The organism is Streptomyces sp. NPDC051109 (genome assembly GCF_044455885.1).
Taxonomy (GTDB): Bacteria; Actinomycetota; Actinomycetes; order Streptomycetales; family Streptomycetaceae; genus Streptomyces.
On record NZ_JBITFF010000002.1, the window covers coordinates 598,291 to 611,458 of the forward strand.

General features: G+C 72.4%; 11 protein-coding genes. 10 read left to right on the plus strand and 1 reads right to left on the minus strand.

The window, feature by feature from the left end; genetic code table 11:
- Window positions 1–19 precede the first annotated feature (19 nt).
- The 10 genes from ACIBAD_RS05565 (at window position 20) to ACIBAD_RS05610 (ending at window position 12,517) form a co-directional block, all read left to right on the plus strand.
- Window positions 20–1,081, plus strand: coding sequence for a substrate-binding domain-containing protein (locus ACIBAD_RS05565; RefSeq protein WP_398904701.1), 1,062 nt, complete (start codon window positions 20–22; stop codon window positions 1,079–1,081).
- Window positions 1,081–2,625, plus strand: a complete 1,545-nt coding sequence (locus ACIBAD_RS05570; protein ID WP_398904703.1) for a sugar ABC transporter ATP-binding protein — start codon at window positions 1,081–1,083, stop codon at window positions 2,623–2,625. Before ACIBAD_RS05565 ends, ACIBAD_RS05570 begins: the two co-directional genes overlap by 1 nt.
- A complete protein-coding gene (locus tag ACIBAD_RS05575) occupies window positions 2,622–3,731 on the plus strand; it encodes an ABC transporter permease (RefSeq protein WP_398904705.1) in 1,110 nt (369 codons plus the stop codon). The genes ACIBAD_RS05570 and ACIBAD_RS05575 overlap by 4 nt, the downstream gene beginning before the upstream one ends.
- Before the next feature lie 198 nt (window positions 3,732–3,929).
- On the plus strand, window positions 3,930–5,351 hold the full coding sequence (locus tag ACIBAD_RS05580; RefSeq protein WP_398904707.1) for a glycoside hydrolase family 16 protein: 1,422 nt from the start codon (window positions 3,930–3,932) through the stop codon (window positions 5,349–5,351).
- A 23-nt stretch (window positions 5,352–5,374) separates the two neighbouring features.
- Complete coding sequence (locus ACIBAD_RS05585) at window positions 5,375–6,601, plus strand: glycoside hydrolase family 64 protein (RefSeq protein ID WP_398904709.1); 1,227 nt, start codon at window positions 5,375–5,377, stop codon at window positions 6,599–6,601.
- A gap of 100 nt (window positions 6,602–6,701) precedes the next feature.
- Entirely contained in the window at window positions 6,702–7,745 is a 1,044-nt protein-coding gene (locus tag ACIBAD_RS05590) for a LacI family DNA-binding transcriptional regulator (protein WP_134069117.1), read from the plus strand.
- A 208-nt stretch (window positions 7,746–7,953) separates the two neighbouring features.
- Window positions 7,954–9,258 (plus strand): extracellular solute-binding protein, encoded by a 1,305-nt coding sequence (locus tag ACIBAD_RS05595; RefSeq protein WP_398904711.1) that lies wholly within the window; start codon window positions 7,954–7,956, stop codon window positions 9,256–9,258.
- Window positions 9,245–10,222: a carbohydrate ABC transporter permease gene (locus tag ACIBAD_RS05600; protein ID WP_398904713.1), complete on the plus strand. Its 978-nt coding sequence runs from the start codon at window positions 9,245–9,247 to the stop codon at window positions 10,220–10,222. Before ACIBAD_RS05595 ends, ACIBAD_RS05600 begins: the two co-directional genes overlap by 14 nt.
- The gene (locus ACIBAD_RS05605) at window positions 10,219–11,052 is read left to right on the plus strand and encodes a carbohydrate ABC transporter permease (RefSeq protein ID WP_398904715.1); all 834 of its coding nucleotides are present in this window, start codon (window positions 10,219–10,221) and stop codon (window positions 11,050–11,052) included. Before ACIBAD_RS05600 ends, ACIBAD_RS05605 begins: the two co-directional genes overlap by 4 nt.
- A 46-nt stretch (window positions 11,053–11,098) precedes the next feature.
- The gene (locus ACIBAD_RS05610; RefSeq protein ID WP_398904717.1) at window positions 11,099–12,517 is read left to right on the plus strand and encodes a GH1 family beta-glucosidase; all 1,419 of its coding nucleotides are present in this window, start codon (window positions 11,099–11,101) and stop codon (window positions 12,515–12,517) included.
- Here the strand turns inward: ACIBAD_RS05610 and ACIBAD_RS05615 are convergent.
- A complete protein-coding gene (locus ACIBAD_RS05615) occupies window positions 12,489–13,115 on the minus strand; it encodes a HutD family protein (protein ID WP_134069122.1) in 627 nt (208 codons plus the stop codon). The genes ACIBAD_RS05610 and ACIBAD_RS05615 overlap by 29 nt on opposite strands.
- Window positions 13,116–13,168: the final 53 nt, after the last annotated feature.

Below are 13,168 nucleotides of genomic sequence, written 5' to 3' on the forward strand. Positions count from 1 at the left end.
GATGAGGGAGCACTCGCACATGTCCATGATCCGGTTTCGCCGCGGCGCCGCCCTGACCGGCGCCCTCGCCCTGGCGCTCACCCTGGGGGCCTGCTCCTCCGGCAAGCCCTCCTCCTCCCCCGGTACGGGAACGGCGACGGGCAGCGGCAAGAAGGCGGACGGCCCGATATCCATCGCCTACCTCCAGAAGCAGGGCGACCAGGAGTACTTCGTCTCCGAGGCCGCGGGCGCCAAGAAGAAGGCCGAGGAGCTGGGCGTCAAACTCACCGTGGTCAACCTCGGCAACGACGCCTCGAAGACCATCACCGAGGTCAAGTCCGCGATCGCGCAGAAGAACTCGGGCATCGTCATCGTCGTGCCGGAGTCGGCGGTCGGGCCGCAGGTCGCCGCCGAGGCCAAGAAGGCGGGGATCCCGCTGCTCACCTCCGACGACCAGGTGTGCGTCAGCGGCCCCAAGCCCGCGGCCTGCGACAGGGCCGACCTGGTGGCGCGCGTGGGCTTCTCGGGGGCCCAGATGGGCGGCGAGGTCGGCAAGCGGGCCGCGGCCGAATTCGCGAAGTCGGGCTGGAGCCCCGCGGACACCCGGATCGTCTACGCCTGGAAGCAGGACACCACCGTCTGCACCGACCGGATCAACGGGGCCAAGGCCGCCTGGAAGGAGGCCGGCGCCCCCGAGGTGCAGACGGTCGAGCTCGGGACGGACAACACCCCGGCGGGCGCACAGGCCAAGGTCGAGGCGACCGTGACCGCCAACCAGGGCGTCCGGCACTGGGTGGTCATGGGTTGCAACGACGAGAACGTCTCCGGCGGGGTCAAGGGCCTGAACAACGCGGGTGTCAAGGGCGCGGACATCGTGGGTGTCGGCCTCGGCGCCTATCTGGCCTGCAAGGACTGGCAGGCGGGTGCCGACAACGGGATGAAGGCGGCGCTCTACATCCCCGGCGACGAGGTCGGCAAGCTGGCCGTGCAGGCGATGTACGACAAGCTCAAGAACGGTACGGAGTTCGCCCCCGAGGCCTTCGCTCCGACCAGGATGGTCGACGCGGGCACCTGGCGGGACGCCGGATTCGGCTGCAAGTGATGGCGCCCGCCCCCGTGACGGCGCCCGGGCTGCGGGTGGCCGGCGTCGCCAAGAGCTTCGCCGGGCTCCCGGCCCTGCGCGGCATCAGCCTCGACTTCCCGGCCGGTTCGGTCACCGCGCTGATGGGCGAGAACGGCGCCGGGAAGTCCACCCTGTTGAAGATCGTCTGCGGTGATCAGCCGGCCGATTCCGGAACGGTCCACGTCGACGGCTCCGAGGTGCGGTTGCGCTCCCCCGCCGACGCGCGGGCGGCCGGCATCCGGCTCATCCCCCAGGAGCCGGAGATCGTCCCGCACCTCACGGTCGCCGAGAACGTCTACCTCGGCGCCCTGCCCACCCGGGGCGGCCGCCGCTTCGACCGGGCGGCGCTGCGGCGCCGGCTCCGGGAGGACCTGGTCCGGATCGGCTTCGGACACGTCCTCGACGCGGACACCCCGGGCGTCCGCCTCACCCCGGCCCAGCGCCAACTCGTGGAAATCCTCCGGGCGTTGACGGGCGATGCGAGGGTGTTGGCCTTCGACGAACCCACCTCCTCCCTCTCCGAGCACGAGGTGGAGGCCCTGTTCGCGCTGATCCGCCGACTGCGCGAGCAGGGGCTCGCCGTCATCTACGTGTCCCACCGCATGCGGGAGATCTTCCGGCTGGCCGACCGGGTGGCGGTCCTGCGCGACGGGGCGCTGGTCGGCGTCAAGGACGCCGGGACCACGGACGAGGGAGACATCGTACGGATGATGGTCGGCCGGGACCTGTCCTCGGCGTTCACCCGGCCGCACGTGGCCGGCGGCCAAGTCGTCCTGGACGTACGCGACGTGACCACCGACGACGTGCGCGGGATCAGCTTCCGGGTCCGGGCGGGCGAGGTGGTGGCCCTGGCCGGGCTGGTCGGCGCCGGGCGCTCCGAGCTGGCCCGGGCGCTGATCGGCGACCTGCCGCTGCGCGGCGGAACGGTTTCGGTGCTGGGCGGGGAACTGCGACTGCGCCGGCCCTCCGACGCGATCCGCGCGGGCATCGGCCTCGCCCCGGAGGAGCGCAAGGCGCAGGCGCTGTTCCTCGACCGTTCGGTCCGCGACAACATCGCGCTGGCCGTTCTGGACCGGCTGAGCCGCCTTCGGTTCGTACGCCGGGCGGCGGAGAGGGACCTCGCCCGGGAGTACACCGGCCGGCTGCACGTGCGCACGCCGTCGGTGGAACGGGAGGTGCGCACGCTCTCGGGCGGCAACCAGCAGAAGGTGGTGCTCGCGCGCTGGCTGGCCCGCAGGCCCAAGGTCCTGATCCTCGACGAGCCGACCCGGGGCATCGACGTCGGCGCGAAGGCCGAGATCTACCGGATCGTGGCGGACCTCGCCGAGGCCGGGGTGGCGCTGCTGGTCATCTCCTCCGAGCTGCCGGAGGTGCTGGGGCTGGCCGACCGGGTGCTGGTGATGCAGGGCGGCCGGATCACCGGAGAGCTCGACCGGTCCGAGGCCACCGAAGAGGCCGTCCTCGCCTTGGCGATGGCCGACGACCTGACCACGACGGAGACGGACGACGGAGGAACCCAGTGAACGCGAACCCGGCCGGCCCAGCGAAAACGGCGGACGCGCCGAACACGGCCGACGCGGCGAACACGCCGAACACGGCGGACGCGGCGGACGCGGCGAACACGCCGAACACGGCGACCGAGCGGACCGGGCAGCGGCTCGGTTCGCTCCTCGGCTCCGTCGGCGGCCAGAACCTCAGCCTGACCGGCGCCCTGGTGCTGGTGCTGGCCCTGTTCGGCTGGCTCAACCCGGCCTATCTGACCTGGGCCAACATCAAGGTCATCGGCGACGCGGTGACCATCTCCGGACTGCTCGCCCTCGTCCAGACCGTAGTGATCATCTGCGGGGCACTGGACATCTCCGTGGGCTCGCAGGTCGGCGTGGCCTCGGTGGTCTCCGCCATGGTCTTCACCTCCACCGGCGGGAACGCCCTGCTCGGTATCGCCGCCGCGCTCGCGGCAGGCCTGCTCGCCGGGCTCCTCAACGGCGCGGTCATCGTCTTCGGCCGGGTCAACCCGGTGATCGCGACACTGGCCACCCTCGCCGCGTACAAGGGGGTCGCCCAGCTGCTGTCGAAGGGCGCGGCGCAGGGGTACGTCAGCAACGACGACGTCTTCGTCTTCCTCGCGAACGGCGCGATCGCGGGAATACCGGTGTTGCTGTGGGTGCTCGCCGCGGTGACGCTCGCCGTCCACCTGCTGCTGAAGTCGACGGACATCGGCCGCAACATCTACGCCATCGGCGGCAACGACACCGCCGCCCGGCTGGCCGGGATCCACATCAACAAGTACCTGATGGCCGTCTACGGCCTGGCCGGGGTGGTCGCCGCGGTCGCCGGTGTCCTGCTGACCGCCCGGACCGGCTTCGGCCACCCCGTCTCCGGCAGCGAGGGCCTCGAACTGAAGGCGATCACGGCCGCCGCCCTCGGCGGCTGCCTGCTGGCGGGCGGGAAGGGCGGGGTGGGCGGCACCCTGCTGGCGATCACCCTGCTCGGGGCGCTGGACAACGGCCTGACCGTGCAGGGCGTCAACCCGTTCTGGCAGAACGTCGCCCAAGGAGCCCTGCTCGTGGTGGCCGTGGTGATCCAGAAGCGGCGGGCCGGGGAGCGGGCGGTGGGACTGCCCACCTGACGGGCGGAGTTCACCGGTTGAAGGGCGGGCCGCGCATGTGCGCGGCCCGCCCTTCAACCGGTGAACTCCCCATGGCCGTGGACCCGTTGATGGTTCCACGTCTTGACGCCCGTGGGCGCCGGGAGCACAGTGGCCAGCGGCGCCGCCTGAGAGCGCTCTCAAGCAGCGGTCCGCCTCCCCCCAAGAGAGGGCACACCCATGCGTCTCCCCACCCCTAGAAAGCGGCCGTCCGTCCGGCGGGCCGTCATCGCCGCGTTCGGCACGATGGCCGTGGCCGCGGCGGCCGCCGCCGTGGTCACCCTGCCTGCCAACGCCGTCGCTCCCCCGGCCCCGGCGGGCTGGTCCCAGGTGTTCCTGGACGACTTCGACGGGGCCGCGGGCTCCGGTGTCAACACCGCCGACTGGCAGTACACCACCGGCACGAGCTATCCCGGCGGCCCGGCCAACTTCGGTACGGGCGAGGTCGAGACGATGACCGCGAGCACCGCGAACGTCTCCCTCGACGGGGCCGGGAACCTGCGGATCACCCCGCGCCGGGACGCCGCCGGCAACTGGACCTCCGGCCGCATCGAGAGCCGGCGCTCCGACTTCCAGCCCCCGGCGGGCGGCAAGCTGCGCACCGAGGCCCGGATCCAGATGCCGAACGTCACGGGTGCGGCGGCGAAGGGCTACTGGCCCGCCTTCTGGATGCTCGGCGCGCCCTACCGCGGCAACTGGTGGAACTGGCCCGGCATCGGCGAGATCGACATCATGGAGAACGTCCAGGGCATCAACAACGAGTGGGCCACGGTGCACTGCGGTACGAGCCCGGGCGGCCCCTGCAACGAGACCTCCGGCATCGGCGGCCAGCGCGTCTGCACCGGCACCACCTGCCAGGGCGGGTTCCACACGTACGCGGTGGAGTGGGACCGGTCCACCGCCGTGGAGGAGATGCGCTTCTACCTGGACGGGGTCGTCTTCCACACCGTGCGCGCGAACCAGGTGGACGCCGCCACCTGGACCAATGCCACGAACCACGGCTACTTCATCATCCTGAACGTCGCCATGGGAGGCGGCTTCCCGGACGCCTTCGGCGGAGGGCCCGACGCGGGCACCCAGCCCGGCCACCCGATGGTCGTCGACTACGTGTCCGTACTCCGCTCGACCGGCGGTTCGACCCCGCCGACCACGCCTCCCACCACGCCCCCGACGACTCCGCCGTCCGGCAACCGAGACGCTTACGGCACCATCGAGGCCGAGTCGTACGACGGCCAGGGCGGGCTGGCCACGGAGACCACCACCGACACCGGCGGCGGCCGGAACCTGAGCGCGATCGCCAACGGGGACTGGGCCCTGTACAAGGGCGTCGACTTCGGCCCCACCGCCGCCCGGCAGTTCCTCGGGCGGGTCGCGAGCGGGGCGGCCGGCGGGGTCAGCGGACTCGTCGAGGTCCGGCTGGACAGCCGTACCGGCCCGCCGATCGGCAGCTTCTCGGTCGCGAACACCGGCGGCTGGCAGAGCTGGAGGACCGTCCCGGCCAACATCAGCGCCGTCACCGGCACGCACGACGTCTACCTGACCTTCACCAGCGGCCAGGGCGCCGACTACGTGAACGTCAACTGGTTCGGCTTCGGCCACTGACCGGCAGGATCCAGGAGTCGCCGATGAACACGCGCAGAGCGCTCCCGGCGAGCGTGCCGGCCCTGCCGGCCGCGCTGCTCGCCCTGGGGGCGGCGGCCTTGCCCTGGGCCCCGGCCCGGGCCGCCGCAGGCATCGCGCAGGGCGGGCCGGGCAGCTTCCCGATCACCTTCCAGAACAACACCCGCGGCACCTACACCGACGCACAGGTCTTCGTCACGGTCCTCGGCCAGGTGACCCCGGGCCGGTGGTCGTACATGAAGCCCGACGGCACCATGGCCCGCATCAACCACCTCGACGCCACCGCGCCCGGCCGCCTGTCCAAGAACGGCGTCGACTACCCCGACATGTCGTTCACGCTGGCCCAGGTGGGCGGCACGGTGCCCTCCCCGGCATCGATCCGCGGGGGCCGGATATACGTCTCCCTCGGCTCCCCCGTCTACTTCCCGGTCTCCCCCGACGACCAGGGCTGGGGCGGCCCCGACCTGCGCAATCCCCGTGACCCGAACACCGACGTGTACTACGACTGGTACGAGTACACGTACGTGCGGGGCCAGGTCGCCTTCGGCGGGAACACCACCCAGGTCGACCAGTTCGGCTTCCCGATGACCTCGCGGCTGCGCCAGACCTCCAGCGGCTACGACACCACCCGGGGCATCGACCGGACCCGCGCCGAGGTCATGCAGCAGTACGCGGCCTCCGTCGGGGCCGCCTTCAAGCCGCTGCAGAACGGCCACCGGATCGTGGCCCCGCACTCCTCGGAGCTCTTCCTCGCCGGCGGCGCGCAGCAGAACCACCTCACCGCCGCCATCGACCAGGCCTGGGCCTACTACACCACCCACCCGTTCACGCTGACGCGGCACGGCGAGACCTTCTCGGGGCGGGTCTCCGGCTCCACGCTCACCTTCGGCAAGAACGGCGCGGGCCCCTTCACCCTCCGCAAGCCCACCTCGCCGGACGTCATGGCCTGCGCCGGCGCACTGGCCTCCGGCAACGACACCGAGAAGCAGCTGGGCGCGGAGTTCTGCGCCGCCTTCAACCGGGGCGTCGCCCTCGACACCGCCTCCTGGTACACGCCGTCCGCGTACTACCGGGGGGCGGCGAAGAACGACTACGCCGCCTTCTTCCACACCGTCGCCGTGAACGGGCGGGCCTACGGCTTCCCCTACGACGACGTCAACGACCAGTCCTCCGTCCAGATCCTCGGCAACGCGGAGCCGCCGACCGGGCTGACCCTCGGCATCGGCTGGTAACCGCCGCCCGGACCGCCGGGAGCGCTCTCAACCTCCCGGCGGTACGGGTTACCCTGCTGTCCGTCCCGCCAACGGCCCCGGACCCGCAGGAGGAGCGCCCGTGCCCGAACAGCTTCCCGGTCACCGCCCCACGCTGGAGGCCGTGGCGGAGCGCGCCGGGGTGTCCCGTGCGACCGCGTCGCGCGTCGTCAACGGCGGGGAGGGCGTCCGCACGCATCTGGTGGAGAAGGTCCGCGAGGCCGTACGGGAGCTCGGGTACGTGCCGAACCCGGCGGCCCGCACCCTGGTCACGCGGCGCACCGGGGCCGTCGCCGTGATCATCGCCGAGCCGGAGATCCGGATATTCTCCGACCCCTTCTTCTCCCGCCAGATCCGCGGCATCAGCAAGGAACTGACGGCGCACGACACACAGTTGGTGCTGCTGCTGGTGGAGGACCGGGGGGACTACGACCGCATCGAGCGCTACCTGGCCGGCGGCCACGTCGACGGGGCGCTCGCCTTCTCGCTGCACACCGACGACCCGCTACCCGCGATCACCCGCCGCGTCGGCATGCCCACGGTGTACGGCGGCCGGCCGGGCTGGACCGCCGGTTCCGCGGGGCACGGCGGTGTCGCGTACGTGGACGCGGACAACCGCGGAGGCGCCCGCGAGGCCGTACGGTACCTGCTGGACCAGGGCCGGCGGCGGATCGCGCACATCGCCGGCCCGCTGGACCAGACCTCGGCGGTGGACCGGCTCGACGGATACCGGGACGTACTGCTCGACGCCGATCCCGCGCTGATCGCGGAGGGGGACTTCACCGCGGCGGGCGGGGCCGAGGCGATGGCCGGGCTGCTGGACCGCCGCCCGGACCTCGACGCCGTGTTCGCGGCGAACGACCTGATGGCGACGGGCGCCCTGCGGGTGCTGCGGGAGCGCGGACTGGCCGTCCCCGGGGACGTGGCGCTGGTCGGCTTCGACGATGCCGAGTTGGTGGCGGAGGCCGCCGATCCGCCGCTGACGACCGTGCGCCAGGACATCGAGGGCATGGGGCGCCTGATGGCGCAGCTGCTGCTGCGCACTCTGAACAAGGCCCGGGGCGACCGAGCCGTGCCCGCCTCGGTGGTCACCCCGACGGCGCTGGTCCGGCGGGACTCCGCCTGAAGCGCGCAGGCGTTCGGAGCGTACGGCGGGACGGCGTGAACTCGCCGTGCGGCGCGGGTGATTGTGGACGAAAGCACTCCGTTGCGCGTACGACTCTTGACGGGGCCCGGGCTGCGGGTGCACGCTCCAGTCGCGTTCTGAGAGCGCTCTCAAGACCGGCGCACCCGCACCCCCGCACCCTGCCCGTCCAGGCCAAGGAGGCCGCCCCATGTCGATCCCCCGAACCGTCCAGAGAACCGCGGTCCGCCTCGGCGCCGTCGCGCTCACCGGAGTGGTCCTGGCAGCCTGCGGATCCGGTTCGGGCGGCGGCTCCTCCGACGCCGCGGGTGGCGACATCACGCTCACCCTCGACCTGTTCGGCGCGTTCGGCTACCAGGAGGCCGGGCTCTACACCGAGTACGAGCGGCTCCACCCCGGCATCAAGATCAAGCAGACCGACACCGAGGACGAGCAGGACTACTGGAAGTCCCTCCAGACCCGCCTCGCGGGCGGCGGCGGACTGGCCGACGTCCAGGCCGTCGAGGTCGGCCGCATCGCCTCGGTCGCCCAGCAGCAGGCGGGCAAGTTCGTGGACCTGAACCAGTACGGGGCCGGCGCGCTGAAGGAGGAGTTCGCCCCCGCCAAGTGGTCCGCCGCGACGACCAAGGACGGCAAGGTGCTCGGCCTGGGCACGGACGTCGGCCCCGAGGCCATGTGCTACCGCAGCGACCTGTTCCGGGCCGCCGGCCTGCCGACCGACCGTACCGAACTCGCGGCGCGGTGGGCGACTTGGGACGGCTACCTCGAACTGGGCCGCCAGTACAAGGAGAAGGCGCCCGCGGGCAGCGCCTGGATCGACAGCGTGGGCAGCCTGAACGCGATCATGGTCGGGCAGGAGAAGGAGCGCTACTACGACGCCTCGGGCACCCTGATCTACGAGAACAGCCCCGCCGTGAAGACCGCCTGGGACGCCTCGGTCAAGGCCGCGGGCGAAGGGCTCAGCGCCAAGCTGGACCAGTGGTCGCCGCCGTGGAACCAGGCCTTCGCCTCGGGGACCTTCGCCACCCTGCCCTGTCCCGCCTGGATGCTCGGCTACATCAAGGGCCAGGCCGGGGACGCGGGCAAGGGCAAGTGGGACGTCGCGAAACTGCCCGGCGGCGCGGGCAACTGGGGCGGTTCGTACCTGGCGGTCCCGACCGCGGCCGCCCACAAGAAGGAGGCGTACGAGCTGATCAAGTGGCTCACCGCGCCCGAGCAGCAGACCAAGGTCTTCCGCGGGCAGGGCAACTTCCCGTCCGCCACCAAGTCGATCGGCCAGATAGCCGACGCCAAGGACCCGTACTTCTCGGACGCGCCGATCGGCAAGATCTTCGGCGACGCCGCCGAGCAGGCCCCCGTCCAGGTGCTCGGCCTGCACGACAAGGACATCGCCGACCAGATCAACAACGCGCTCAGCGAGGTGGAGCGCAAGGGCACGGCGCCCGAGACGGCTTGGTCGAACGCGAAGAAGGCCGTCAAGAATGCCCTCGGCTGAGCCGCTGGCACCGCCGACACGGCCGGCGCCCCTCACCGTCCCGGTGCCGCCGGCGCCGGCGCCCCGGCGCCGCGCCCGGCCGGCCCCGCTGTCCCCGTACGCCTTCCTCGCCCCCTTCTTCACCCTGTTCGCCGCGTTCGGGATCTTCCCGCTGCTCTACACGGCGTACGTCTCCCTCTACCGCGCCGAACTCCAGACCCCCGGCGAGCTGGAGTGGCGCGGGCTCGGCAACTACACGGCCCTGTTCACCGACCCGTTCTTCTGGACGGCGCTGCGCAACACCTTCACCATCGGCGTGCTGTCCACCGTTCCCCAGCTGCTGACGGCGCTGGTCCTGGCCCACCTGCTCAACTACCGGCTCCGCGGCCGTACGTTCTTCCGCACCGCCCTGCTGCTGCCGTACGCCACCTCGGTCGCCGCCGCCTCACTGATCTTCGCGCAGCTCTTCGGGCACGATTTCGGTCTCGTCAACCGCCTGTTGGACCTGATGGGCATCCACCCGGTCGACTGGCAGAACGGTACGGCGGCCTCCCAGATCGCCGTCTCGTCCATCGTCGTCTGGCGCTGGACCGGCTACAACGCGCTCATCTACCTGGCCGGCATGCAGACGATCCCGGCCGAGCTGTACGAGGCGGCCGAGGTCGACGGGGCCTCCCGCCGGCGGCAGTTCCTCCACGTGACCCTGCCCGGACTGCGCCCCACGATCGTCTTCACCTCGGTCGTCTCGACGATCGGCGCCACCCAGCTGTTCGGCGAACCGCTCCTGTTCGAGGGTTCGGTGTCCGGCGGCATCTCGCACCAGTACCAGACCCTCGGGCTGTACATGTACGAGCAGGGCTGGGGCTTCTTCCATCTGGGCCGGGCGGCGGCCATCGCCTGGGTGATGTTCCTGCTGATCGTGATGGTGGTCGGGGCCAACGCCTGGGCCGTGCGCCGCCGTTCCCGCAAGGAGGCCGGCCGATGAGCGCGAGCGTATCCGCCCGGCGCGGCGGCAGGCTCACGTACGCGGTCCTGATCTGCGCGGTGCTCGTCTCGGCCTTCCCGCTGTACTGGACCCTCGTCGCAGCCAGCCGTACCAATGCCGAACTGGCGCGGCCCGTACCGGCCCTGCTGCCCGGTCCGCGGCTCCTGGACAACCTCCGGGCCGTCCTGGACGAGGCGGCCATCGGCAAGGCCCTGCTCAACTCGCTCATCGTCTCGGGGGCGATCACCGTCGGCACGGTGCTCTGCTCCACCCTGGCCGGGTTCGCCTTCGCCAAGCTGCGCTTCCGCGGCCGCGGGGCGCTGCTCGGCGCCGTCGTCGCCTCGATGATGATCCCCCCGCAGCTCGGGGTGATCCCGCTCTTCATGCTGATCGTCGAGCTGCACTGGGTGAACCAGCTCCAGGCCGTCATCCTGCCCGGGCTCGTCTCGGCCTTCGGGGTGTTCTTCATGCGGCAGTTCCTGGTGCAGTCGCTGCCGGACGAGCTGATCGAGGCGGCCCGGGTGGACGGGGCCTCGCACGCCCGGATCTTCTGGTCGATCGTCGTGCCGATCGCCCGCCCGGCCATGGCCGTCCTGGGGCTGCTGACCTTCATGACCGCCTGGAACGACTTCTTCTGGCCGATCGTCGCGCTGTCCTCGCAGGAGCCGACCGTCCAGGTCGCGCTGCGCCAGCTGGGCGGCGGCTACGTCCACGACCAGTCCGTGATCATGGCGGGCACCCTGCTCGGCACCCTGCCCGTGCTGCTGGTCTTCGGACTGCTCGGCCGCCAGATCGTCGGCGGCATCATGCAGGGCGCGGTCAAGGGCTGACGCAGCAGCCCTCCGGCCCTCCCCTCACCCTGTTTGGAGCCCTTTCATGACCACGCTCGACGCGTCCCCCCTCGCACAGACGGGGCTCGCCTTCCCGGCCGGCTTCCGCTGGGGCACGGCCACCGCCGCGTACCAGATCGAGGGCGCGGCCGCCCTGCACGGCCGGACGCCGTCCATCTGGGACACCTTCAGCCACACCCCCGGCAAGGTCCTCCACGGCGACACCGGGGACACGGCCGCCGACCACTACCACCGCATGGCCCAGGACGTGGCCCTGCTGAAGCGGCTCGGTGTGAGCGACTACCGCTTCTCGGTGGCCTGGCCCAGGGTCCGGCCCACGGGCGGGGGGCCCGCCTCCCAGCGCGGCCTGGACTTCTACCGGCGCCTCGTCGACGCGCTGCTGGACGCCGGGATCCGGCCGGTGGCCACCCTCTACCACTGGGACCTGCCGCAGGAGCTCGAAGACCTGGGCGGATGGCCCGTGCGGGAGACCGCCGAGCGGTTCGCCGAGTACGCGGGGATCGCGGCCGGGGCGCTCGGCGACCGGGTGGCCGCATGGACGACCCTCAACGAGCCCTGGTGCTCGGCGTTCCTCGGCTACGGCTCGGGGGTGCACGCGCCGGGCCGCACCGAGCCGGAGGCCGCGCTGCGGGCCGCGCACCACCTCAACCTCGCCCACGGCCTCGGCACGGCGGCGCTGCGCGCGGTCCTCCCGCGCACGGCCGAGGTCTCGCTGACGCTGAACCTGCACGTGGTGCGGCCGCTGACGCGCTCCGCCGGCGATCTGGACGCGGTGCGCCGGATCGACGCCGTGGGGAACAGGATCTTCCTCGACCCGGTCTTCCACGGGCGGCTGCCGGAGGACCTGGTCCGCGACACCGCCGGGGTGACGGACTGGTCATTCGTCCGGGACGGCGATCTGGCGGCGGCGGCCGCCCCGATCGACTGGCTGGGCATCAACTACTACGCGCCCACGGTGGTCGCGGCCGCCGACCCCGCCGAAGGCCTCGCGGACGAGGGGCCCTTGCCGTGGGTGGGCGCCGAGGAGCACGTACGCCTCCTGCCCGCGCCGGGGCCGCGGACGGCCATGGACTGGCCGGTGGACGCGGGCGGCCTGCACGAGCTGCTGGTGCGGCTGCGCGACGAACTGCCGGGCGTGCCGCTGCTGATCACGGAGAACGGCGCGGCGTACGCGGACTACGCCGACCCGGAGGGCGACGTGCACGATCCGGACCGGATCGGCTATCTGCACGGGCATCTGGCCGCGGTGCACCGGGCGATCGCGGACGGCGCGGACGTGCGCGGGTACTTCGTGTGGTCGCTGCTGGACAACTTCGAGTGGGCGTACGGCTACAGCAAGCGGTTCGGCCTGGTCCACGTGGACTTCGCGACCCAGCGGCGCACGCCGAAGGACAGCGCCCGCTGGTACGCCGGCGTCATCGCCCGGAACGGGCTGCCAGCCTGACCACCGCCGCCCGGCCCCGGGTGCGCAGGCTCCAGGCGCCGGCGCCGGAGATGCGGACCGCGTCGTACGGGCCGAGGACGACGGGCCCGGACGCGGTCCCGGGCCCTGTGCCGGCCTCGAATCCCGTTCCGGCCGCGAGCTCCGCCGGGCCGCCGAGCGCGGCCACCAGCAGGGTCTCCCCCGGCTCGGTGGCGAGCGCGAGGGCGCCCCGTACGACCGCGGTCTGCGCCCGCACCCGGTCCCGGCGGTACATCACGTTGAAGTTCACGACGGGCCCGTCGAGGAGCCGGCAGTCGGTGGGCGCGTCGCCGGGGAAGTCCTGCGGCGCGTAGCGCTCGTCGACGGTGCGGCGGGCGCCGGCCACCGTGAGGTCCATGCCGGCGCCCTCGGCCAGGGTCAGCGTGCGGTCGACGCCGGGGAAGCCCGAGAACGGCCCGTCGGCGGCCACCTCCGCGAGGCTGATCCGCCACCCGAAGTCGGCCAGTCCGGCGCCCTCGGGCCAGGCCGCGATCTCGCGGGTCACCCCGCCGCCGTTCTTCCAGGCGACCGCCGCGCGGTCGCCCGCGCGCAGGATCCGGATCTCGTGGCCGCCGGCCATGGCGCTGTTCCTTCCGTCGGGTACGCACCGCCCTGCGCGGGGCGGTGCGTACC

What these genes read in the sequence shown, in the direction of transcription:
- ACIBAD_RS05565 (WP_398904701.1), top strand. Translation starts at nt 20, where the DNA reads ATGTCCATGATCCGGTTTCGCCGCGGCGCCGCCCTGACCGGCGCCCTC.
- ACIBAD_RS05570 (WP_398904703.1), top strand. Translation starts at nt 1,081, where the DNA reads ATGGCGCCCGCCCCCGTGACGGCGCCCGGGCTGCGGGTGGCCGGCGTC.
- ACIBAD_RS05580 (WP_398904707.1), top strand. Translation starts at nt 3,930, where the DNA reads ATGCGTCTCCCCACCCCTAGAAAGCGGCCGTCCGTCCGGCGGGCCGTC.
- ACIBAD_RS05585 (WP_398904709.1), top strand. Translation starts at nt 5,375, where the DNA reads ATGAACACGCGCAGAGCGCTCCCGGCGAGCGTGCCGGCCCTGCCGGCC.
- ACIBAD_RS05595 (WP_398904711.1), top strand. Translation starts at nt 7,954, where the DNA reads ATGTCGATCCCCCGAACCGTCCAGAGAACCGCGGTCCGCCTCGGCGCC.
- ACIBAD_RS05600 (WP_398904713.1), top strand. Translation starts at nt 9,245, where the DNA reads ATGCCCTCGGCTGAGCCGCTGGCACCGCCGACACGGCCGGCGCCCCTC.
- ACIBAD_RS05605 (WP_398904715.1), top strand. Translation starts at nt 10,219, where the DNA reads ATGAGCGCGAGCGTATCCGCCCGGCGCGGCGGCAGGCTCACGTACGCG.
- ACIBAD_RS05610 (WP_398904717.1), top strand. Translation starts at nt 11,099, where the DNA reads ATGACCACGCTCGACGCGTCCCCCCTCGCACAGACGGGGCTCGCCTTC.
- ACIBAD_RS05615 (WP_134069122.1), bottom strand. Translation starts at nt 13,115, where the DNA reads ATGGCCGGCGGCCACGAGATCCGGATCCTGCGCGCGGGCGACCGCGCG.